The organism is Paenibacillus amylolyticus (genome assembly GCF_036894225.1).
Classification (GTDB): Bacteria; Bacillota; Bacilli; order Paenibacillales; family Paenibacillaceae; genus Paenibacillus; species Paenibacillus amylolyticus.
The window spans coordinates 5,557,612-5,580,699 of the sequence record NZ_CP145892.1 but is presented as its reverse complement, the minus strand read 5'-3'; the positions used below and the strand labels follow the sequence as shown (position 1 = coordinate 5,580,699).

At 47.1% G+C, this 23,088-nt stretch carries 13 protein-coding genes; 10 read left to right on the top strand and 3 right to left on the bottom strand.

The features are described from left to right. The first annotated feature begins 86 nt into the window (after nucleotides 1-86). Nucleotides 87-380 (top strand): YuiB family protein, encoded by a 294-nt coding sequence (locus V6668_RS24655; protein WP_036673352.1) that lies wholly within the window; start codon nucleotides 87-89, stop codon nucleotides 378-380. Between the two features lie 384 nt (nucleotides 381-764). Beyond that, nucleotides 765-2,300, top strand: a complete 1,536-nt coding sequence (locus tag V6668_RS24650) for a helicase DnaB (RefSeq protein ID WP_211082976.1) — start codon at nucleotides 765-767, stop codon at nucleotides 2,298-2,300. 230 nt (nucleotides 2,301-2,530) lie between these two features. Here V6668_RS24650 and V6668_RS24645 read toward each other — a convergent pair whose 3' ends face one another. Continuing rightward, on the bottom strand, nucleotides 2,531-4,177 hold the full coding sequence (locus tag V6668_RS24645) for an RNA polymerase sigma factor (RefSeq protein ID WP_076319804.1): 1,647 nt from the start codon (nucleotides 4,175-4,177) through the stop codon (nucleotides 2,531-2,533). A gap of 616 nt (nucleotides 4,178-4,793) precedes the next feature. Further along, the gene (locus V6668_RS24640) at nucleotides 4,794-5,279 is read right to left on the bottom strand and encodes a hypothetical protein (RefSeq protein ID WP_076319803.1); all 486 of its coding nucleotides are present in this window, start codon (nucleotides 5,277-5,279) and stop codon (nucleotides 4,794-4,796) included. Between the two features lie 292 nt (nucleotides 5,280-5,571). On the opposite strand from V6668_RS24640, the gene V6668_RS24635 reads away from it, so the two are divergent. Next, nucleotides 5,572-7,149, top strand: coding sequence for a class I adenylate-forming enzyme family protein (locus V6668_RS24635; RefSeq protein ID WP_338706978.1), 1,578 nt, complete (start codon nucleotides 5,572-5,574; stop codon nucleotides 7,147-7,149). Nucleotides 7,150-7,294: 145 nt separating this feature from the next. Here V6668_RS24635 and V6668_RS24630 read toward each other — a convergent pair whose 3' ends face one another. Then, the gene (locus tag V6668_RS24630) at nucleotides 7,295-10,117 is read right to left on the bottom strand and encodes an endo-beta-N-acetylglucosaminidase (RefSeq protein ID WP_338706976.1); all 2,823 of its coding nucleotides are present in this window, start codon (nucleotides 10,115-10,117) and stop codon (nucleotides 7,295-7,297) included. A 212-nt stretch (nucleotides 10,118-10,329) separates the two neighbouring features. Here V6668_RS24630 and V6668_RS24625 point away from each other — a divergent pair, with 212 nt between their 5' ends. From V6668_RS24625 to V6668_RS24595, 7 genes are all read left to right on the top strand, one after another. Beyond that, the gene (locus V6668_RS24625; RefSeq protein WP_422395230.1) at nucleotides 10,330-12,159 is read left to right on the top strand and encodes a sensor histidine kinase; all 1,830 of its coding nucleotides are present in this window, start codon (nucleotides 10,330-10,332) and stop codon (nucleotides 12,157-12,159) included. Nucleotide 12,160: 1 nt separating this feature from the next. Then, nucleotides 12,161-13,675: a response regulator transcription factor gene (locus V6668_RS24620; protein ID WP_338706974.1), complete on the top strand. Its 1,515-nt coding sequence runs from the start codon at nucleotides 12,161-12,163 to the stop codon at nucleotides 13,673-13,675. A gap of 281 nt (nucleotides 13,676-13,956) precedes the next feature. Next, nucleotides 13,957-15,429: an ABC transporter substrate-binding protein gene (locus tag V6668_RS24615; protein WP_036605779.1), complete on the top strand. Its 1,473-nt coding sequence runs from the start codon at nucleotides 13,957-13,959 to the stop codon at nucleotides 15,427-15,429. A gap of 77 nt (nucleotides 15,430-15,506) precedes the next feature. Then, nucleotides 15,507-16,436, top strand: a complete 930-nt coding sequence (locus V6668_RS24610) for an ABC transporter permease (protein ID WP_036605780.1) — start codon at nucleotides 15,507-15,509, stop codon at nucleotides 16,434-16,436. Nucleotides 16,437-16,459: 23 nt separating this feature from the next. Continuing rightward, nucleotides 16,460-17,380 carry a carbohydrate ABC transporter permease gene (locus V6668_RS24605; RefSeq protein ID WP_036605781.1) on the top strand — a complete coding sequence of 307 codons (921 nt, stop codon included), beginning with the start codon at nucleotides 16,460-16,462 and terminating at the stop codon, nucleotides 17,378-17,380. A gap of 36 nt (nucleotides 17,381-17,416) precedes the next feature. Continuing rightward, nucleotides 17,417-19,771 carry a glycoside hydrolase family 3 N-terminal domain-containing protein gene (locus tag V6668_RS24600; RefSeq protein ID WP_338709000.1) on the top strand — a complete coding sequence of 785 codons (2,355 nt, stop codon included), beginning with the start codon at nucleotides 17,417-17,419 and terminating at the stop codon, nucleotides 19,769-19,771. A 4-nt stretch (nucleotides 19,772-19,775) separates the two neighbouring features. Further along, on the top strand, nucleotides 19,776-22,970 hold the full coding sequence (locus tag V6668_RS24595) for an alpha-mannosidase (RefSeq protein WP_338706973.1): 3,195 nt from the start codon (nucleotides 19,776-19,778) through the stop codon (nucleotides 22,968-22,970). Nucleotides 22,971-23,088 lie beyond the last annotated feature (118 nt).

Here is a 23,088-nt window from a genome sequence, read left to right as displayed (position 1 = left end):
GTTGCTTCGCCACATTTTTTGCGGTACACTAACTACTATCCAGAAGTGAAACCTGAATGTGTGAAAGAAGAGGTGAATGTCGCCCGATGCAATTTATACCTGTGTTGGTATTGATGGTATTATTCTTCGTTATGATGTTTGGTATCGGTTTCATTCTGAACATGCTGATGAAGACAACCTGGTTTCCTTCCTATCTGTTCATTATTGTAATTCTGCCTATTGTTGTGTACTCTCTATGGGATCAGTCGTCATCTCTGATGTCACATCTGGGTTCTTTCCAGCTTGTAGACTATATGACGGGCATCGCTGGACTGGCTGGTGCGATAATCAGTGGCTGGACGATCCAGAAGTTGCGTTTGGGTGGGTACAGAATGTTTTAGATTGTTGGAAAGAGGTAACACATGCCACTGTAAACGCGTGAAAGTCTTGTCTTTGTCGTAAACGCTTACGATTACAAAGGGAAGGCTTTTTTGCTATTCATTTATATTAGAAGGATTATTGTACACTTGTACTTCATATACATCTGGAGAACATTCTCTTTAGATATTCCCTTGTATTCTGCGGCTACAGCTTTTATAGTATTCTAGCGGCTCTCGACATTTTTATTTAGAAATTTACTGAATTCGGCGAAAACGTGAATGATGTCGACCTAGGACGAAACGGAGCGAGAACAGGCCATCTTTTTACCTGTTTTTGAGCATTTGAGGATCAGACATTTATGATAGAATAGATAAACATACTTTTGGGGAGAAGGAGATCAGGCTATGCGCATGAAGAATCTGCACCATTATACTGAACATCATCGCTACTGCGTATACAGGGAGTTTGGACTTAGCGCCCTGGATGACCGTATGCTTACAGGAGCATATCAGCCCATGGTAGGTGCTTTTGCGGTTGGCTTGTATCGGCTGTTGTTTCAGCATCTTCCCGGTGAACAGGTCGGTTATTCGCCGCTTGAACAGCAACGGAGGCTGTTCATGACGCTTGGCTTGGAGCCAAGTGAGAAAGGGCGCAAATATTTGTTAGAGCAGACATCCAAGCTTGAGGCAGTGGGGCTACTTCAGACTTCACGGCTATATATACCGGAAAATGATGATTACATCTACGAATATGAGCTGCAACCGCCGCTCTCTCCGGTAGAATTTTTCCGGACACAGCATTTGACACTGTTGCTTCGTGACAAGATTGGCAAATTCGCTGTCCTTTCCCTGCGTTCCGGTTTCTCGGCGGTGGAAAATGGGGACGCACCTTATCCGGCAGCCAATAAAGAGAATATTTCCGTTCCCTTTTACGATATATTTGAATTGAATACCCATGTGATTGATTACGAGTTGGAGCAAGCATTGTCGGAAGTATCGACTACGGCTCAGCGGACAGGCACGAACGATGCAGCGGAAGAAAACAGTTTGAACTATGCCGACATTATTTTGCGTTTCCCGCGGGAGTCCGTCAATCGCCGCCATGTAGAACAATTGCGGTTCGATCACGAACAACTGGGCATTGTAAATTATGTAGTGAATAAGTTCAACCTCAGTGTGCAGGATGTATGCCGACTCCTGGACGAAGATGATATCTTCAGTCCACAGGGCCAGCTGATTCTGGATGATCTTCAGCATAAGGCGAGCATGCAGTTCAGACAGACGAAGAAGCGTCATGAACAACAGACTGTACAGGCAGCCAAGGTCGTGGCACTGAGACAGCATATGGAGGAGCCTGAACGGAAAGAGGACTCCGGTGAACCACCTGTTGAGCATGGGGTACAGATGGAATACTACGTCGAAGTACCTCCGCAATTTATGACCAAGTGTGATATTCATCAATATAATATGATGTTGCGTAATGAGCCATACACACGTCTGCTGCAGACGTTCTTCCCAGGTGCAGTACCGGACAATCTCATCGATATATTTGAGAAAATTGATCTGAGTTACAAGTTGCCGGGTGAAGTCATTAATGTATTGATTCATTATTTGATGGCATTGCTTGTATCCGGCGGCGAGCAGCGGATTAACCGTAACTTCGTTGAGGCGATCGCCTCCAACATGTTGCTCAAGCAGGTGAACTCTTACGAGAAAGCTGTTCAATATATTCGTGATCAGGCCAAGGTCAAAGGCAAACAGGCTGCTGGTGCAGCTGGAACCCGTACCCGTACATACGGCAAAGGAACCAAAGCCAAGCCCGAAATTCCGATTGTACAAGACATAAGCACCGATGGAGACGCCGTATCCGAGGAAGAGTTCGAAGAGATGATGCGATTTGCCCAGCAGATGCAGGCGAGTAAGCAAAAAGGCACTTCTTAAATATTTTTAATAAAGCCAAAAAGACGAGTCCTCCGATTAATGGAGACTCGCCTTTTTGCTATATAAGTTGAACTGAAGAAACGTATTTTACGTTTAATCATTTCCATACGTTCAGGAGGGGGCCGTGTGAAATAGCGATGTCCTAATCACTTCGTTGGACAGACAGAGTTTTGTGTAAAAACGGCCACCATCCGGGAACGGCTATTCTTCGTATACATTTCCGAACTGACTTACTTGACCGGCCCCATCCAGGTTGAAATCGTCTTCTGCTGGTGCGGCAACGGCGGTTTTAACTTCCCGTTATCGATCAAATGCTTCAAAATATAAGCGACAAGCCGGCCTCCGCCGGTGTTGCCTCTCACCATGTAAGCAAGCTGCGGCTCCAAATGCTTCGGCTGATTTTGCAGGAACAGGTTGAGCATTTTGTCGTAGAGCTTGCCGACAGCAGGCGCATACAGAGCGGACAAATCCGGCATTGCTTTGTTCAACCGATCCAACGTTTGCGGAGAGTCCATCCAGACCGCATTGAACTTGTACCCCTCCTTCGTCTTGCGGATGTACCCCTTCTCCAGCAGGAACGAATATTGCTCAGCGTTCTCTTCGTTGTCGGGCAGTTCCCCTTGTTGGAACGCATGACAAATCTCGACATTCCGATATTCCAGCAAACGCCAATCCATCTGGCGGTCGCTCCAGTACGTATTGAATTGCCACAAGTATAAAGGAGAGTCTTCGACGTAGCGGAGCGACGGACCGAAGGTGACGTAACTACTCATATCAAAACCCGGATCGGCATAGTGGCTCCGATTTAACGCCGCATAGGCAATATATTGACCTCCGTCCTTTCGCATTGGTGCGACCGCATCGAAGTTTTCGCCAGCCGGCATGCTCCGCCAAGATTGCTCCTCGATGTTCTTGGGCAGCAAGGTCCAGAGCAGGAAATTATAGTCGCCGTCCGGAACGTAAACTCCGCTATCCTCGACTTGCCGGCGAACTTCCATTATTGCGTCGAAATGAACATCGGCCACTTCGGCGGCGCAATCTTGCCAGAATTGATGACCAGCTACGGCTAACTCGAAGAGGTCCCAGACGATGGTATTGCTTTGATATTTGCCGGGAGAGGTTTGGATGAGAAAATTGTAATCGGCCAGGTGCCGGACTTCGCCTTCCAGCAAAGACGGCGGCATTCCGAGCTCCTCCGCGATTTGATGTACGGTACGCGCCTTATGATAAGCCGCGTAAACGATATTTTGCGCCAAGGCGCGTCCAAGAAAATCGTTGGTTTCGCCCAGGCTGCCGGCCGAACCGGAATGGCCCATTTCCCCCATGCTGACCGGATTGACACTTAAAGTTCCTGTTGCACGCATACGTTTCATCCCTTTCCGTAACTTCTTTTTGGCCTCGCTCAAATGCCACTTCACCGTGTTGACAGGAATGTTCAGAGCAATCGCGATATCGCCGATTTTAAGCTCGTCGTAGTAATGCATGACCACGATCCGGCGATGGATGTCGGACAGAAACGCGACTTCTCGGCGGAGCTCGCGGTAAGCTTCGGTTACCAGCAACCGGTCAAGCGGTTCCCGAGAAGGGGCGGCCGACAGTTCGGACATGCCGTTGATTTCGATCGCTTGGGGAGCGTGTGCACGCTTTTTCAACCAATTCACCCAAGTGTATCGAGCAACCGTCCAGACGTAAGCGTCAAGGCTTCTAATGTCCCGCACCCCAGAGAAGGATTTCAACAACTGCAGCATAATCTCCTGAGCCAGATCCTCCGCCTCGGCCCGCTGCTTGACCCGGTTTAATGCAAAACCGAAAATCGGTTTGACATAGCTCCGAATTGCTTCCGCTGCTTCTTTTCCGTTTTTACCAATTGAATCCATCTTTTGCCTCCATAGTTGCATCTGTAATTCCTGACAATTATATAGTGTGCCAGGCGAAATAAAGGTTGGGATTATTTTTTTAAAATTTGGACGTCCTAACGGATCGCTCATACATGTATAATTACAAACATCAACATCATGAGTAGGTTATTTAAATGGTTAAAGAGACGTTATGAACTTTTTGTTAAACGAGATGAAGATTACTTTAGATGTAAAGGTCTCACTTTTAGTATATAAAGATACTTCTTTTCCGTTCAACTATGGGAGGATACAAACTAGGAGCACGAGCCGAAGTTCTTCTTCGGGTACTTGGGGTACTCCTTCGTTCCGTAGTTAACCAGGAGTGGTCTCGATTAATTATTCAAACGCATAATTGAAATTCATTATACTAACGAGAAACGTTAGCTTAATGCTCAAAGAATCGACGTAATCAACTGCGGTTTAGAACTAACGGATGACAATAGGGATCGTGCAAAAATGCTAACAATCCTTATTGGTATACCTTTAGGGGGGATGTACTCCAGAAAATACGGACAAAAAAAAGCCCAAAAGGGCTACTTCGATAATTGTCATAGTAAACTTTTCCTAGTACTCTCACTGGAAAAAAATTATATCCTTAACTTTCCCTTGTAGGAGTATGAGTAGCAACTTTCCATTTACCTTCCTCATAGGTTAAAGTTATTTTTGCAGAGAGCGACCCCTCATTGGCACGATACTTACTGACCTCTATGGCAATGTTATTATCTGATTGCTTCTCCTGCTTTTCAATTTTCAGTAAAATCCCTTTTAGCGTATTATCAGACCGTTCAGACAGTCCTTCTTCAATCAATTCTTCATAGGTTAGGTTATAAATTTTTACGTTATATTTGCTGTGAAGGTAATCGTCAATGCTTTTCTTATCAGAATCCTTTAATGAAATTCCTTTATCAAAATCCAATGAGATATACTCCATGTTTTCATTAAGAGCCGTATCTGTTGAAATTAACTCCTCCAACGCCATACGATAAGGTTCACCTGGTTCATTCTGCTGGCTAGAGCCAGTAACACCACCTGCGCAAGCTGATAGTAAAAATAACGCTACAACACTGAAAATAAAATGCATTGTCTGTACTTTTATGACAATCCCCTCCTGGGTACTCGTTTCCTAAATAAACGTAATGATAAACAGAAATGTTGTATTTCAGTTTAGAAAGAAGCCAAATTTGATCTGCCTAATTAAGCTAGCAAGTAGGTTAACGGCAAGGATCGTCTGTGAGCAGAACTGTAATATCAGGAGAATTTATGGTTTTAATAGAGGATAATGATTACTTATTATTCCAGATATATGCTACTCTCTTTTTATTCCATAGTTTTCTTAACGGAGAAATGGAAATTTAAATGTTGGGGGTAATTGCTTGCTTCTATCCGAACGATTGCCAATTGCAGCAAGTCTGTACCCTGAGGAACCTGCGTTAATGAGACATGGGCAAACGATGAGTTATGGGGAGCTTTACGGTCTGGTTGAAAGATTCAGTCATACCCTGTATGTTGAAGGACTCCGGGCCGGTGATCGTATTGCCCTTTTAGGTGATCCAGATCCCCAGCTCGTTGTTGCGTTTTATGCAGCAGTTGGGATCGGCGCTATACCACTCGTTCCTTCTCCTATGCTAACAGTACCTGATCTCGCTGCCATATTTCAGGATGCAGAACCACATATGGTTATTCATGATGACCAACATGCTAAAGTAGCTATTGCCACGGTAAAGCTTCTTGGGTATTGTCCAAAACTGTTCACGATAGACGAAGAAGGGACGAATAGCAGTTCGCTCGCTGCTCTTTTACAGCAGGAACCTGCGTTCTCTCCAAAAGACCATTCCAAACGAAGTTTAGACGATACGGCAGTCCTGATTTATACGGGTGGGACAACTGGTCGGCCAAAAGGGGTCATGCATTCGCATCGTGGTATGGCTGCTTGGAATCAACTTACGCCTTCTGCAGGCTTCGGTCATGATCTCAAGCGTCGTGTGTTAGTGCTCAACTTATCCCATCTGGTAGGTCAGTTCCAGCTGTGGGCGACCATGGCTGCCGGAGGCTGTCTTGTATTTCTAGACGAATACCCGGCGGATGTACACCGCATTATGGAAGCTATTGAACGTGATCAGATTACACAACTCAGCACAGTAGGCCAACTGCTTCGTGATCTTACCCGCGAGGCATCCGTAGGAGGTAGAAACTTGAAGAGTCTATCGCTTATTGGCTGCGGAGGGTCCATTATTTCCCCGGATACACTACAGGAGGTTGTATCGCAATTTCCTGAAGTTATCATTGTGAACAACTACTCACAAGCGGAATGTGGAATGTCCATAAGCCGCCTTTTTCCTGCTCAGCATATGGGCGATCCCCATCGCCTTCGATCCGTAGGTCGTCCTGCTGACTTGGCTGCCCAAGGTGAGCAGGCCTTCGAAGTTCGGATATTAGATACGGACGGAAGTGAGACAGTTACGGGCGAGGCTGGAGAAATCGTTGTTCGAGGTCAACAGACCATGCTGGGGTATTGGCGCCAGTTGGAGGCTACTGCCGAGACCATGTCCGATGGTTGGATTCGAACTGGGGATGTCGGTTGTCTGGATGCCGAAGGTTACCTTTATGTGTTTGATCGCTTGAAGGATATGATTATTGTGGACGGTTCCAATGTGTTCTGTGCCGAAGTGGAGCATGTTATTGTGAGCCATGAGTCGGTAAGCGAGGCGGCCATAATCGGACATCCTCTTCCTGACGAAGGCGAGGAACTTGTCGCTTTCATCGTGTTACAGGATGGTGAAAGTATGGATCTGACGCAGGTGCGGGCGTTTTGTGAGCCACACCTTGCTCCGTACAAATGGCCGACTCAACTGTTCATTGTGGATACTTTGCCGAGAACAGCCGTGGATAAAATAGATAAAAAGCAGTTGCGCAAGCATCTATCCTCAATTTCATCCGAAGGACTATGCTAACGGGAATGCTGTTTAATAGCTGTTGGGTTGAATATTTATTGTTAGATCAACAAAAACAGCCCTTCAACTTCCTTTTGGAAGTGAAGGGCTGTACGTTTTTATCTCAACTGTTATGCAGACGAGAACAAAAAAATACTTTGCAGTATTATCTCAAAATCGTAGCGGCCTGATTGCCTGCATAATCCTCAATGACCAGCTTCAAAGAGCTGTTGCTGGACGCTGGCGTGAAAGTCAGTTCGCTCAGCTTTGTTCTTCCCCGAATGATATACGGGAATTTCTGCGAAACGTAAGTGACTCCGAACTCGCGTGGTACCCCATTTTCATATACATAGATCTTATACCAGTCCTCCAGATCCGGGAGGGCTAATGTGTACTTTCCATCTTTTACCGTGACCTTTTCCTTGGCGTATGGTGTAATCTGAAGATCTGCGAGCTGTCCGGTATGGGTAACCGGGTTCTGCCCGCCAATGGCGATATTCAGCACGTAATGTTCACCATTGGTCGGAAGTCCGGTCAAGACGGCAGACTGTTTTCCTTTTTTGACCTGAAGTGACTTGGTGAAAGGTTCTTTCGTGTATTCTGTTTCTAGTGTGAGCTGAATTGACTCTTTGCCTTTACCGTTGTCTTTATTTTTATCCTTGTCCTTATCCGTATTCTTATCTTTGTCTTTGCCTGATTCTTTTGCCTTTTTCGGGTTTTTCCAGCTTACAATAGCATCGCCATTCTTTTTGAATTTCACATCTATATTCTGAACAGATGCATTCAGATCGTAAGGCAGGACGGTTGCTTCACTTTCGGTACCATCTGCACCAACCGCACGGATAGACAGTTCACCAGATGGCTGTTTTAGTGATTTGATATAAAAAGTGGAATCATACACGCCGCCTACATAGGCGCCATTTTCATATAAATTGTATTGTTTGACCTCAGAATAGTCTTTCATGTCCCATGCGACAACCAGTTCGTCGGTATTGGTCAGTGCTTTGGCAATATGGAATCCGGTCGGTGCATCCGGTACAGCCGCTGAACCGTCGGAAATGCGGATCTCGCCAATATTCATCTGGTAATTCTCAATCGCTTTGCCATTCGGGTCAAAAGATAATCCCATAGCGGCAATGGTTTTGCCTTGATAGGCGCTCAAGTCCAGTGAAGCGGTCTTCCAGCCTTCTGTATGCTGGCCTGCATTAGGCACATTTACGTTGACCACGTTGGATGGATCATCTTCGAAGATCAACCCAACATGCAGGGAGGAAGCGTCACTAGTCGACGGTTTGTTATACGTCAGTTCCAGTTTCGATTGTCCGTTGACGGACAGGTCGGTTTTGTAGAGGCGAAGGAAGTTCTCCGCGTTCAGTGTACCGTTCACCACGAGAGAGCTGCCGCCATTAAACGCGCCAATGGAGTCATAGTTGTACCTTGCGCCTTTCTCATAAGAGGGACCATAGTCAAAATCAACACTGAGCTTGTCACCGTTACTATCCATCCACCATTGCCAAGTGACAGGGATATCCTGAATGTTGATATTCGACCATTCTTTATCGTTCGAGACAGCACCGTCTTCATAATATTTCAGGCCGTGGCCCGTATTGAAGTTGGTTGCAAAATTGGAGCCGTTGATGACGGAACGCTCGGTCAGATAAGCGGCAATCCCATCCCAATTTGCACCGGAAGCATACACATCCGACAGATCGGCAGACGCATTACGACGTGCATCTGTCGGGTCTTGATTTGGACCAGACCACCAGGCACGATCACGTACAAAGGTCATCCACTGGTACTCATCTTCCGCACGATGATTGGTGCTGCCATCGCCCATCTCTTCATCCAGAGCGTTGTGGGTGAAGTCGGCACCTAATGTCGCGATGCTGTTCATCGGTTGACCGTTCTCATCCAGGTTATGGCGCAGGTCATAGGATTGCTTCCAGCGGCCGAATTTGTCATGTCCACCTTCGACACCAGCAAATACGGTTTCCAGTGGATCCAGTCCCAGGCTAAGGGCATGATCACGGGAATCGCGGAGCATCTTGTGGTTCCACACATAGTTCAGGAAGATGGAATCCGAGACTCTGCCGAGAACGGAATCTTGTACAAAGGGGCTGTTGAGCCCATTGAATTGGTTCTGGTATTGAATTTTGCCTGTTGTATTGATGGTGGAATCATACCACTGAACGTACAGGCCTTTATCTCTTAGATATTTCATGAATTTCTTGTAGGAAGCGATATCTTCAGGGGCTACACCCCGGGCAACTTCTTCCTGATTAAAGAAATATCCATCGTAGTTGTAGTATTCTGCCATCTCGGCCAGTTTCTCGGCCACAGGGAAATTACCGTTTTCATCTTGGATCAGCATTTGTTTATAGGTTTGTGGCCCGCGGTCATTGTCCGAGAAAAAGATGTTAGCAATGGACTTAACGCCATTTTTGTGGGCTGCATTGGTGTAGGCCGGATTCGGAATGTTCAAAATGCCAAACTCGAAGTATTTCTCCGTCCACTCTTTACTCGGATCGTATAGCTCCTCAGGTACTCCCGCAGAGGCCATGCCGTGCCAATAGCTGTAGTAGTCTGTATATTGCCAATAATTGAAGAGGTACTGGCTGAATTCATTGGTATAAGGTGTGCTATCGAAGAATGCATTGCCATAATCACCACTCATTGTGAACAGTTGGGTGTCCGGGCTAAGCTCAGGATAAGCCTGTGTGGCAGCGAACGCTTCATTACGGGGCTGCAAGGGAACATGGGCACGAAGGAGATCACCATGGATATCACTTTCTGGTGTCCAGTTCAGAATCTGGGCCGAGGTGTACCCGTGTTGATAGGGCTGATTCATCCCTTTGGCGCTTTCACCGGTGTAAGGGAGCGTGTCTCCGGCATAAACGGATGATGCAACAACTTGTCCAAGCAGAGCCGTAGTCAGGACCATGGCAGTGACCTTGGGAATGATGCCTTTTGCTTTGAGTTTGCGTGTCATGCTGTTCCTCCTTCAAGTGGAATGAATGTAAGGTATTCTTTTACACAAAGCTAAACTTATGGTTAACGATAGTGGATGAAAGCGTTTTTAAATAGGGTGAAATTAAAGAAACACAGATATAAACTAAAGAAAAGTTGCAGGTGACAAGTTAATGTCAGAAGCCTGATGGTATAATTCAAGTCAGGAAAACAGCATCGGAGGGAACATGCGAATTGAAAATTGTTAGCGTTTACAATAATTTCTTCAAAAATAATATGTTTATGAAAATGCTCCTGATTTTCTCGATGATATCGATTGTCACGATCATTACATTGTCTTATATCATCTTCCTGTCGGTGTCCGACTCCACGATTCGCCGGGAACTGGCGATCCAGAAAGCGGCGATGGAACATGTGGATCGGTACATTCATCAGCAGTATGAATCGGTGCAAAACATGGTGAGGGATATGCATCAGAATGAGGCGCTTTCCGCCAACATTACTTATCTGATGAATCATTCGTACGCTGAATATGTTCAGCACATGACCAATGGATATTACGCCAATCAGGATGACTATTCGGCCGATGTGTTGAAACATTTTCAAAATATTATGGATCGCAATTCGCAGATTAACCAACTCATGTTGTATAGCGCTGAGCAGCAGGATCTGTCTACCTTTAATCAACACAAGCAGTTCCGCAAGCTGGACGCCAATGTAGCTCATTCCTATATTCCGGACGTAATGGCGATGGAAACGCCCAATATCAGTGCACCCAACTACTGGATTCGCAAAGAGGTTAATCAATGGGACCCTGCGATCTACTCCATCCGCGTACCAATTAACAATACACAGACTCTTCGGAATCTGGGCCAATTTCTTGTCTTCTTTGACTCGGAGGGAATCGGTAATGCGCTGGATAACTACGAGAGTAATCTCAAGGGAGACATCGTGGTGTTATCGGCGAAAGGGACAGTGTTATTTGACTCCAACAATCATTATTACGGGAAGAAGTATCCCTACGTGAATGTAGCCGATTCCCTGTTTGATCAGACGGATATGGATTCAATGAAAAAGGAGCAGAACATGTATGTGAACAAGTTTGTCTCCGCTGATCAGGGGTATGTGGTCATTGGCACCGTTCCGGTAGAAGAGATGGCTGAAACCTATGCGGGTATTCGCAATACCATCATCTCGATCAGTATCGTATGTATTTTGTTTGCCGTGCTGGTTCCGGCATTTTTCATTATTAACTTTGCCAAACGAACCCGTCGAATTATCCGCTTCACCCAAAAAGTGAAATATGGCAATTTGACGGCTCGAATCGACGATCCGCGAGATGATGAACTGGGGCAGATCTCACATAGCTTCAACGATATGCTGGACGAGCTGAATCTGTACATTGAACGGGTCTACAAAGCCGAAATCAAACAGAAGGAGACCGAACTGGTCGCGTTACAGGCGCGTATCAACCCTCATTTTCTCTACAATACGCTTGAAGTGATTCGGATGAGGGCGATATCCCAAGGGGCGAGAGATGTTGGCGAGATGATCTATAGTTTATCCGTATTGTTCAAGAGCCTGGTACAGCAAAAGAAAAATTATACGCTGAAGGATGAGATGGAAGCTTGCCGCTTGTATCTGGAGTTATTCCGAATCCGCTACAAGGATATTTTCATATATACGATCCAGATCGATGCTGCATATTATCAACACCCTGTGGTCAAACTTTCGCTGCAACCCATTATTGAGAATTATGTCGTACACGGCATTCAAACAGAACGTTCGGATAACCGATTATCCATTGTTGTGGAAGAGACGGATAATGTGGTGCAAGTGGAAGTCAAAGATAATGGCAAAGGCATTGATCCGGCACGCCTGACGGAAATCCTTGAAGAACTGGAACGTCCTGAAGAGTCTGGTCAGATGTTCGGGCTACGCAGTGTCCATAGTCGATTGCGCTTCCTGTATGGGCCAGAGTTCGGTATCACCATAGAGAGCACCCTCGGAGAAGGAACACGAATCAGGGTGCGTTATCCACATACAGAAGGGACAGGTGTGTAATATGTACAAGGTGTTTATTGTGGACGATGAGCCATTCATCATTGAAGGTTTATACGATATTGTGGACTGGTCTTCGTTTGGAATGGAAATTGTTAGTCATGCGGGCAATGGACAAGCGGCGTTACAAGCGCTCTCTTCTCAGCCTGTGGACATTCTGATCACGGATATATCCATGCCACTCATGAATGGTCTTGACCTGATTCGGGAAGCAAGGCGAGTGAAACCTGAGATTAAGGTCATTATCCTCAGTGGTTTCAATGAGTTCGAATATCTGAAGGAAGGCATGCAGCTGGGGATTGAAAACTATCTGCTCAAACCGATTAATGTAGAGGAACTGGAATCCACGCTGAGCAACACCGCCTCCAAGCTGGATCATACGGTATCACCTCAAGCCGATGATGCGTATGGCATCCAGATTCTGAAAGATAACATTCTTCATCGATGGCTTACGGGACAGATTGCAGCTACCGAATTTGAAGAACGTGCCCAGTTCATGAACCTTTCGCTGGATGCACCGGACGTTGCTGTGGCCATTCTGCGTGACAAAGGGCAAGTACCTGGCATGTTTGAACGTGTAGAAGAGATGCTGAGAGACAGACGCCATCTGAACGTATTTCATGATATCGATGGAGACATCGTCATTATTGCCAATATTCAGGGTACGAGTGACGAGGAACAGAAGTTGATGGATGGCTTGCAGGCATTATCTGATGAGATAACCGTAACCCATCCGGCGGCACGCATTGGAGCAGGCAGATTGATGAAAGGGTTATACCATGCGCCGACCAGTTATGCCGAGGCCAAAAAAGCACTCCAGTATGTGATGATTTATCCCGACCTTAAAGTCATCGACCATGCCATGCTGGAAAGGTGCGGAAGTTCAACGGCGACCTTTTTCATTGAATGGAGGGAGTATGCCAAACTCATTCTATCCCGCAATACAGAACAACTTGCCGACCGGATTCGCATGGATTTTGAACAGCATCGCGATGGGCTTACACCTGGGGAGTTACAGAATACCGCACTGGAAGTTGTGATTCGCTTCAAAATGGAACTGGAGAGCATCAAACACTCGGATGAGTCTGCCATATACCAACAAGGGCTTCAACTTGTACTGGACAGTGGTACTTTTGATGAACTCGTGCGGGCGCTTCAGCAGGTTGGGTCGCAGACGATCCAATCCCTATTGCAGGATCTGAAAAATCCAATTGTAAACCAGGTGCTTCAGCATATCGACAAACACTACGCAGAAGAACTTTCCCTGAAGCTGCTGGGTGCCCACTATCATCTGCATCCGGTGTATTTGGGACAATTGTTCCATAAGGAGACCGGGGAGACGTTTGCCGAATATATCAACAAATACCGGATTGAACGTGCGAAGGAGCAACTACGCAATTCCAATCTGAAGGTACATGAGATCGCCCGAAATGTAGGGTATTGGGAGACGGGGTATTTCTATAAACAGTTCCGCAAATATGTAGGAATTTCACCGACTGATTTCAAGGTGTTTGGTTAATTCGGTGACGGGTAGATCCAACCATGCGGACAGAGAGCCAAGAGACATATCGGGAACAGGAATGGCATGGATGAAAATCATGGCATACGTTACCCGGCATGTCTCTTTCATGTAAGCGATTTATTTAAATAGGTACAAAATAGATGCCCAAGGACGATTTCTCTTTAATTTGTACCTCGAAAACTTAAGTTTATCTTCTTTTTGTAAATGCTTTCATTCGATAAGGTTAAAGCAGTTAGTAAGTAGAGCCTAAGGGAACACGAAAAGGGAGGATCAAAGAAATGAGTAAACAAAGAAAACGCTTCTCACTCGTTCTTGCATTGTTAATGGCCGTTACACTTGTTCTTAGTGCCTGTGGAGGAAGCAAAGATGCTTCAGAATCCGGGGGAGCTGGAGATGACGCGGTAGAGTTGATCTGGTATACCATCGGTACCCCTCAGAAAGACGTCAACAAAGTGATGGAAGAAGTGAGCAAGTATACCAAAGAGAAAATTAATGCCACGGTAACGATGAAGATGGTTGACTGGGGTGACTACCCGCAGAAAATGCAGGTTAACGTAGCATCCGGTGAGCCAATGGACATTCTATTCACTTCTTCTGGTGGATTCGATTATGTACAAAATGCCAGAAAAGGTGCATTCCTTGAACTGGATGACCTGCTTGCTGAATACGGTCAGGATCTTACCAAGACCATTGATCCTGCATTCCTAAGCGGTTCCAAGGTAGACGGACACAATTACGGAATTCCAGCTAACAAAGAGCTGCCACAACAAGAGGTATGGCGCTTTAACCAAATGCTGGTTGATAAATATAAGCTGGACATCTCTGGCGTTCGTACGTTAGACAGTCTGGAGCCTCTGCTCAAAACAATTAAGGAAAACGAGGCGAGTGTAACACCATTTGCCATGGATAAAAACTATGTTCCTTACGTGCCTTATGACTATGTCATTCAGAATCTGCCAATGGCAATCAAGCTGGATACAACAGACTATAAGCTTGTAAACATACTGGAAACACCTGAAATGAAAGAAGCACTTACTACGATGCACAAATACTACAAGGCTGGTTATGTATCGGCAGAAGCGGCAACAACAGGTTCCACGAACGACCTGACAACATCGGGTAACTGGTTCCTGGATCGTGCACAGACGCAGCCGCTCGCGGACAATCAATGGTCTGCAAGTTACGGTTATCAAGTCGTTTCAACACCTGCAAGTGAAGCAATTATAACAAATACATCTGTACAAGGCTCCATTATGGCCATCTCGGCGAACTCGGAATATCCGGAGAAAGCGATGGAATTCCTGAACCTGCTCAATACAGATCCTGTGCTGCGTAATATGGTGGACTCCGGTATTGAGGGCACACACTACAAAAAAGTGGATGACACACATATGGAAAATCTGCCTGAATCGAAAAACTACGATATGCCTTCATACTCCCTTGGGAACAACATGCTGCTCTATCTGAACAGCAATGACCCGGATAACAAATGGGATGAGTTCAAGAAGTTTAACGCTGAAGGTGTCAATTCCCCGATCCTCAGCTTTAACTTTGATGCAAGCAATGTATCGTCCGAACTGACGGCGGTACAGAACGTGAAAGAGCAATATTGGGCAGCACTGATGACAGGTACACTGGACCCGGCAGCCAATCTGGATCAAGTGATTGAGAAGTTCAATCAAGCCGGACTGGAGAAAGTAATGGCTGAAGCCCAAAGCCAGCTGGATGCCTGGAGAGCGGAAAACAAGTAACAGTACATCGTAAGGATCGGGCGGCTGCTTATCGCGTCCGGTCCTTTTTCATTCAAGCCTGAAGGAGGATCTCCACAATGACTACATTTTTGAAAAACCTGATTAGAAACCGAGTCATGTTGCTCATGGTGCTACCAGGCGCCATCTGGTTCTTCTTTTTCTCCTACTTGCCACTCGTGGGTACAGTGGCTGCTTTCAAAGAATATCGATTCAGCCGTGAAGGGTTCTGGGCAAGTCTGATGAAGAGTGAATGGGTTGGCTGGGACAATTTCAAATTCCTGTTCAGCACAAGTGACGCATGGCTCATTACACGCAACACCCTCTTTTATAACATCGCCATTATCTTCCTGGGACTGGTGTTTGCTGTGGCATTGGCAATCCTGCTCTCGGAACTAGTCAATAAACGACTCGCCAAACTGTATCAAACCGGCATGTTTCTGCCGTATTTTCTATCCTGGGTTATCGTTGGTTACTTCGCATTCAGCTTCTTGAGCATGGATCGCGGGATGTTGAATCAGATTATCGGCTGGTTTGGGATGGAACCAATTCAATGGTACTCCGAGGCGAAATATTGGCCGTATATTCTGGTATTCGTAGCGCTATGGAAAACCATAGGTTATAGCAGCGTTGTCTATCTGGCTTCCATACTGGGGATTGATAAATCACTGTATGAAGCAGCCATGATTGATGGAGCAAGCAAATGGCAGCAGATTCGCAATATTACGATTCCGTTGCTGTCGCCCATCATCACGATTATGACCTTGCTGGCCGTAGGCCGCATTTTCTATGCCGACTTTGGACTCTTCTATCAGGTGCCAAGGGATTCGGGTACGCTTTATTCCGTGACAAATGTTATTGATACGTATGTATATCGAGGTTTGAAAACTAGTGGTGAGATCGGCATGAGTACAGCAGCGGGATTGTATCAATCCGTGGTGGGCTTTGTGCTTGTTATTATCTCCAACTATGTTGTTCGCAAAGTAGATAAAGACAGCAGCCTATTCTAGGACAGGGAAAGGAGTGAACCACTATGGCTCAAGCAGGGCTTGTTAAAAAACGCGACTTCCACCACGTATCCAACGGCTGGAACGTGATCATGAACATCATCGCAGGTCTATTCGCTCTGATCTGTGTATTTCCTTTTATATTTGTAGTCATCATTTCGTTTACGGACGAGAAAGCACTGGCCCGTGATGGGTATCGTCTGATTCCGGCAGAATGGAGTCTCGCGGCATATCAGTTTGTCTGGCAGAGTGGAGACACGCTGCTTCGGGCGTATGGAGTTACCATCCTGGTGACGGTACTTGGTACCATCATCAGTCTGATTCTCATGTCGCTGTATGCGTATGCGGTTTCCCGCAAGAGCTTCAGATATCGGAGATTTTTCTCCATCTTTGCAATTCTTACCATGCTGTTCAACGGCGGGATGATTCCAACCTATATGGTCGTATCCCAGCTGCTTGGGTTGAAAGATACGTTATGGGCACTGATTCTGCCGCTGGCGATGAATGCCTTCTATATTATGATCCTGCGTACATTCTACTCCACCAGTGTACCGGATGCAGTCATTGAATCGGCGAAGATTGATGGCGCCGGTGAGTTCTATACCTTTATGAAAATCGTGGTTCCACTCTCCTTGCCGGGACTGGCAACCATCGGGTTGTTCAGTACACTCGGTTACTGGAATGATTGGTTCAATGCGCTGTTATACATCGATAATCCGAATCTGGTACCACTGCAATCCATGTTAATGCGGATTGAGTCGAGTATTCAATTTATCCAGCAGAACTCTGCTAACAGTTCGATGAGTCTGGCAGCCATGCAGTCCATTCCGCAGGATACGTCCCGAATGGCGATGGTTGTGCTTGCTACGTTGCCGATTATATTCGCTTATCCGTTCTTCCAGCGTTATTTTGTACAGGGTCTGACGGTGGGCGCGGTCAAAGAATAGCCGGATCACGTTATAGGATTGGAGAGATGCAGATTGATGACTTATAAGGACCAAAGCAAATCCGTAGAGGAACGGGTACAACACCTGCTTAGCCTGATGACTACGGAAGAAAAGGTAGGTCAACTTACGCAGCCATTTGGCTGGCAGACCTATACGAATGATCAAGGGAACATCACGTTAAACCAATCCTTTAAACAGCAAGTGGAAAATGGGGGCGTCGGCTCCCTCTATGGTGCACTTCGCGCAGATCCGTGGACGGGCGTTACGCTGGAAAATGGACTATCCGCCAGAGAAGGCGCTGAGGCGGTCAATTTGATTCAACGTTATGCAATAGAACATTCCAGACTGGGGATTCCCATTCTGATCGGGGAAGAGTGCTCGCATGGTCATATGGCTATTGACGGAACGGTCTATCCTGTCCCTCTTTTACTGGGGAGCACCTGGAATGTGGATCTGTATCGGGAGATGTGCCGGGCAGTAGCACGGGAGACACGTGCTCAAGGTGGTGCGGTCACCTATTCTCCGGTACTGGATGTTGTGCGTGATCCGCGCTGGGGACGTACGGAGGAATGTTTCGGTGAAGATCCGTTTCTCATTGGAGAGCTGGCAGTTGCTTCCGTAGAAGGGCTTCAGGGTGAAAGTCTTGACCGTGGAGATACAGTAGCGGCAACGCTGAAACATTTTGTTGGTTATGGCAGCTCAGAAGGCGGACGTAATGCAGGGCCTGTACATATGGGCTGGCGCGAGCTGCTGGAAGTGGATCTCTATCCATTCCGTAAAGCGGTGGAAGCGGGCGCTGCGTCAATCATGCCAGCATATAACGAAATTGATGGCACGCCTTGCACCGTGAATACGGAATTGCTGGAAGATGTTTTGCGTAAGGATTGGGGCTTTGACGGTCTGGTCATTACGGATTGTGGTGCGATCAACATGCTGGCAAGTGGGCATGATGTCGCGGCAGATGGAATGGAAGCTTCCGTACAGGCGATTGAGGCAGGCATCGATATGGAAATGTCCGGTGAGATGTTTGGGCAATATCTGGTGCAGGCGGTGGCAGAAGGCAAGCTTGATATGCAGGTTCTGGATCAGGCTACCTCTCGCGTGCTGGCGTTGAAGTTCAGACTGGGCTTATTCGAACAGCCTTATGTGGATGCCGATCGGGCAGCAGAAGTAATTGGAAGTGAAGCGCATATTCAACTGGCACGCCAGTTGGCTGCGGAAGGGGTTGTACTTCTCAAAAATGAGGCTGACACGTTACCCCTCTCGTTAGCAGATGTGGGCCGGATTGCCGTGATTGGTCCAAATGCGGATCAGGCCTACAATCAACTGGGCGATTACACATCTCCGCAACCGAAGTCGAAAGTGGCGACGGTACTGGATGGGATTCGCAGTAAGCTGGCTAATCATGTGGATGGGCAAACGGAGAAGAGTCCTGTTGGCCCTTTGACTGGTGACAGCAGTACAGATCAGCTTCTTTATGCACCAGGCTGCCGGATCAAAGGTGATTCAAAAGAAGGATTCGAGCGTGCCCTTGAAGTTGCCAGCCAGGCAGATACAGTCATTATGGTGGTTGGTGGCTCCAGTGCGCGTGACTTTGGAGAAGGAACAATTGATCTGAAGACGGGCGCTTCCAATGTCTCGGATAACTCCTGGAATGATATGGAGTGTGGCGAAGGGATCGACCGGATGACATTGGGTCTTGCCGGAGTACAGTTGGAACTGATTCAGGAGATTCACAAGCTCGGCAAGAAACTTGTCGTTGTTTACATTAATGGTCGTCCCATCACTGAACCTTGGGTGGATGAACATGCCGATGCGATTCTGGAGGCGTGGTATCCGGGTCAAGAGGGCGGTCGTGCCATTGCAGATATTTTATTCGGTGATGTGAATCCGTCAGGCAAATTGACGATCTCCATTCCGAAGCATGTCGGCCAATTACCGATCTATTATAACGGCAAACGTTCCCGAGGCAAACGTTACCTCGAAGAGGATCTGGAGCCACGTTATGCATTTGGATACGGACTTAGCTATACCACATATGAGTACAGTGAACCGCAGCTGAGTGCTGCATCTATGACAACTGATGATTCAGTTACGGTATCGGTGAACGTGACCAACACCGGCCGTTATGCAGGTGCAGAAGTTGTACAGATGTACATCTCTGACGTGGTCAGCTCACTAACTCGTCCGGCCAAGGAACTGAAGGGGTTTGCAAAAGTGAACCTGGAGCCGGGAGAGACACAGACCGTGGAATTCCACATCGGGGCCGAGCAGCTGCAGTATATTGGTCGTGATTTGAAGCCTGTCGTTGAACCGGGACAATTCCATATTCATATCGGCAGCAGCGTAAACGATACGCAAATAGCCGAACTGACCGTAAGGGAGGCGTAAGACGTTGGAACGTATCAGACGATTTATTCGCGAGTTGTCCGAACATCAGTGGCTGGAGCAATTACAGCTGCGCAACTGGGACATTACCCGCGCTTATTATAATGTGCCAGGACAGTATGAGGATCAGGGTGAGTACCCCGAAGGGCAAGATTTTGAGCGTTTTCCGAGCAAACAGGGAACGACTTATTTTTTCAGAACACGTTTGGAGATTCCTGCTACATGGCAGCAAACACCTTATGGGCTTGTATTTGAGACAGGCGGAGAAGGCTTGCTTCGGGTAAATGGGAACTCTTATCAGGGCCTTGATCGCAATCATACCTACGTCACGCTTGATCCATCCAAAGTCGGAAACGCTCCAGAACTGGAGATCGAGATGTTTGATCCGGTACCTGAACCTGTAGACCCGTTGAATCAACAGGCGGTTATTCAGCCGCCAATCACATCAATTACGAGCTTGCTGGTGAGACCCAATGAAGCGGTTCGTAGTCTGATGTATACCGTCATTATTGTCCGTGATTCGGCTGTGTTGCTACCGGAAAGTGACTTTCGGCGGGTTCGCCTGTTAGAACTGGTGTATCGTGCGATGGATCAATTTGTAGGCATGTCAGCAGAAGAGATTGAGCAGGGAGAGGGTATTCGTCAGATTGAGAATAATCTGAAGCATCATGTGCGTGAGATTGGCGGAAACGCGGAAGGTCTGGAGCATATGGTGGGACAGTCCCATATTGATATTGCCTGGCTGTGGCCTGTACGTGAGACGGTACGCAAAACGAGCCGTACTTTCTCCACCGTGGATGCACTCATGAATGAATATCCGGACTATGTTTATTCCCAGAGCCAACCCTTACTATATGCGTTTCTGAAGGAGCATGATCCCGAGCTTTACGCGCGGGTGAAGCAGCGGATTGTAGAAGGCCGCTGGGAACTGGTTGGCGGCATGTGGGTTGAGCCAGATCTGAACATCCCGAGCGGGGAGTCCCTGATTCGCCAGATGTTATATGGTCAGCGTTTCTATATGGAGGAGTTTGGCAAGACATCACAGATTGAATGGTTGCCGGATACGTTTGGGTATTGTGCCTCCCTGCCACAGATTTTGAAGCATGGCAATGTGGAATATTTCATGACAACAAAGCTCGGATGGAACGACACAAATGTGTTTCCATACGATCTCTTCCACTGGGTGGGTATTGACGGCACACCGATCCTGTCCTACCTCAATCATGGGGTTAACGAACACACCCTGCCGAAGGACATTCATGATCACTGGCAGTCCTACCGTGAGAAAGCAACTCATCCGGAGCATATGCTTCTATACGGACACGGTGATGGCGGCGGTGGTGTAACACGCGAGATGCTGGAGTATGTGGATCGCGCAGACCTGATGGTAGGTCAGCCTGCGAGCCGATATAGCACAGCTGGAGCTTTCTTTGCCGGAATTGAAAAGGAGCAACCTGTACTTCCGAAGTGGCATGGCGATCTGTATCTGGAGTTACATCGGGGAACCTATACGACCCATGCGCGCAATAAGCGTAACAACCGGAAAGCGGAGGTTCTGTATCGAGAAGCTGAGCTGTGGAATACACTCGCTCTGCCAGATATGGAGGCAGATGCAGAAGCTGAAGTGCGTTCAGCACTGCATGAAGGCTGGAAATTAATTTTGCTGAATCAATTCCACGATATTATACCGGGCTCGGCAATTACGGAGTCCTACGTCACTTCGAATGAGGAATATGTTCAGGTATTTGAATTGGGCAGAACCGGACTGGATCAAGGCATTGCTGCATTGACAACGGGTATCAACACAGAGGGACCGGAAGGTTCAGTAGCCTATGTTGTATTCAACAGCCTGGGCTGGAAACGGAGTGCAGTCGTTCAACTTCCTGTGCAGGATGGCTTGGATCGCTACGGCATCGATGAAAAAGGCCAGCGCTTGCGGATGGATTGGGAGGATGGCAGCATGTCTATTCTCGTGACAGACATTCCGGCGTTTGGATATAAAACGATTTGGCTTGTACCGGAAAATACAAGGGAAACGAATGTACGGGAAATGACCGCCCTTGCCGCACAACCAACCTTTAATGATACATGGGATACCGCCTTTTATCATGTGCAGTTCAATGAACGTGGGGAGATCACCCGCCTGTGGGATAAAACCGCAGAGCGTGAGATGTTGAAGCCGGGTGAACGAGGCAATCAACTTCACTTCTTCCACGATCGTCCAACGCTTTGGGATGCATGGGATATCGACAGTCGTTATGAAGAACAGATTGCTGGCGAAGTGGAACTGTTGGAGAAAAAGCTGGTGCTGGCGGGTACAACGAAGGATATCCTGCGTTTCCATTGGAAGCTACATCAATCGGAAATCACACAAGATATCGTCTTTTATCATGATTCACGACGTATCGACTTCCAGACACAGGTGAACTGGAACGAAAATCACAAACTTCTGAAAGTTGGTTTCCCGATTGATGTGGTGACCTCCAAGGCAACATTTGAAATTCCATTTGGCTCACTGGAACGCCCAACACATCGCAACACAAGCTGGGAACAAGCGCAGTATGAAGTCTGTGGACATCGCTTTGCAGATGTATCCGAATATGGATACGGCGTGAGCCTGCTCAATGACTGCAAGTACGGGTACGACGTGCAGGGAAGCACGATTCGCTTGTCTTTGCTGCGTGCACCCAAATGGCCGGATCGCACGGCTGATCTGGGAGAACATGAATTCACCTATTCCCTGTATCCACACGACGGAGACTGGAGAACAGCACACACCGTACGTCAGGCCGCCGAGTTGAATCATGAAGTGACGGTACAGCAGGTGAACCAAGGGCAACAGACGGAGCAGGTACAACAAGTGCAGCAGAGGGATCAAGTACAACAAAGCGCAGGTGCTCAAGTATCTCCAACGGCAACTGCCGCACATTCTCGTCCAGCAACAGGCTCATGGATTAACTTTAATAGTAATCACGTCATTCTCGATACGGTCAAAATGGCAGAGGATGGGCACGGAACAGTCCTTCGTTTCTATGAATCATCAGGAAAACGCGAAAACATCACATTGCAATGGCCACATGCCTTTGAACAGGCGTATCACTCCAACGCACTGGAAGAACCGATCAAACCACTGGCCCATACCAATGGCCAGATTACATTATCTTTTAAACCTTACCAAATACAAACCGTGCTACTGCGGTAAACCTTTTTGAAATATTTTTGAGCTATACATGTTCAACTAAAAATTTACACGATAACGGAGAGGACAGAAAGAATTCGAAGAAGCGAAGCGTTCGCCTTTATCCCCAGATTTTACCCTT

Excerpts from the sequence above, each read along its gene's own strand:
- V6668_RS24655 (WP_036673352.1), top strand. The coding sequence starts at position 87 with ATGCAATTTATACCTGTGTTGGTATTGATGGTATTATTCTTCGTTATG.
- V6668_RS24650 (WP_211082976.1), top strand. The coding sequence starts at position 765 with ATGCGCATGAAGAATCTGCACCATTATACTGAACATCATCGCTACTGC.
- V6668_RS24645 (WP_076319804.1), bottom strand. The coding sequence starts at position 4,177 with ATGGATTCAATTGGTAAAAACGGAAAAGAAGCAGCGGAAGCAATTCGG.
- V6668_RS24640 (WP_076319803.1), bottom strand. The coding sequence starts at position 5,279 with ATGCATTTTATTTTCAGTGTTGTAGCGTTATTTTTACTATCAGCTTGC.
- V6668_RS24630 (WP_338706976.1), bottom strand. The coding sequence starts at position 10,117 with ATGACACGCAAACTCAAAGCAAAAGGCATCATTCCCAAGGTCACTGCC.
- V6668_RS24620 (WP_338706974.1), top strand. The coding sequence starts at position 12,161 with ATGTACAAGGTGTTTATTGTGGACGATGAGCCATTCATCATTGAAGGT.
- V6668_RS24615 (WP_036605779.1), top strand. The coding sequence starts at position 13,957 with ATGAGTAAACAAAGAAAACGCTTCTCACTCGTTCTTGCATTGTTAATG.
- V6668_RS24610 (WP_036605780.1), top strand. The coding sequence starts at position 15,507 with ATGACTACATTTTTGAAAAACCTGATTAGAAACCGAGTCATGTTGCTC.
- V6668_RS24605 (WP_036605781.1), top strand. The coding sequence starts at position 16,460 with ATGGCTCAAGCAGGGCTTGTTAAAAAACGCGACTTCCACCACGTATCC.
- V6668_RS24600 (WP_338709000.1), top strand. The coding sequence starts at position 17,417 with ATGACTTATAAGGACCAAAGCAAATCCGTAGAGGAACGGGTACAACAC.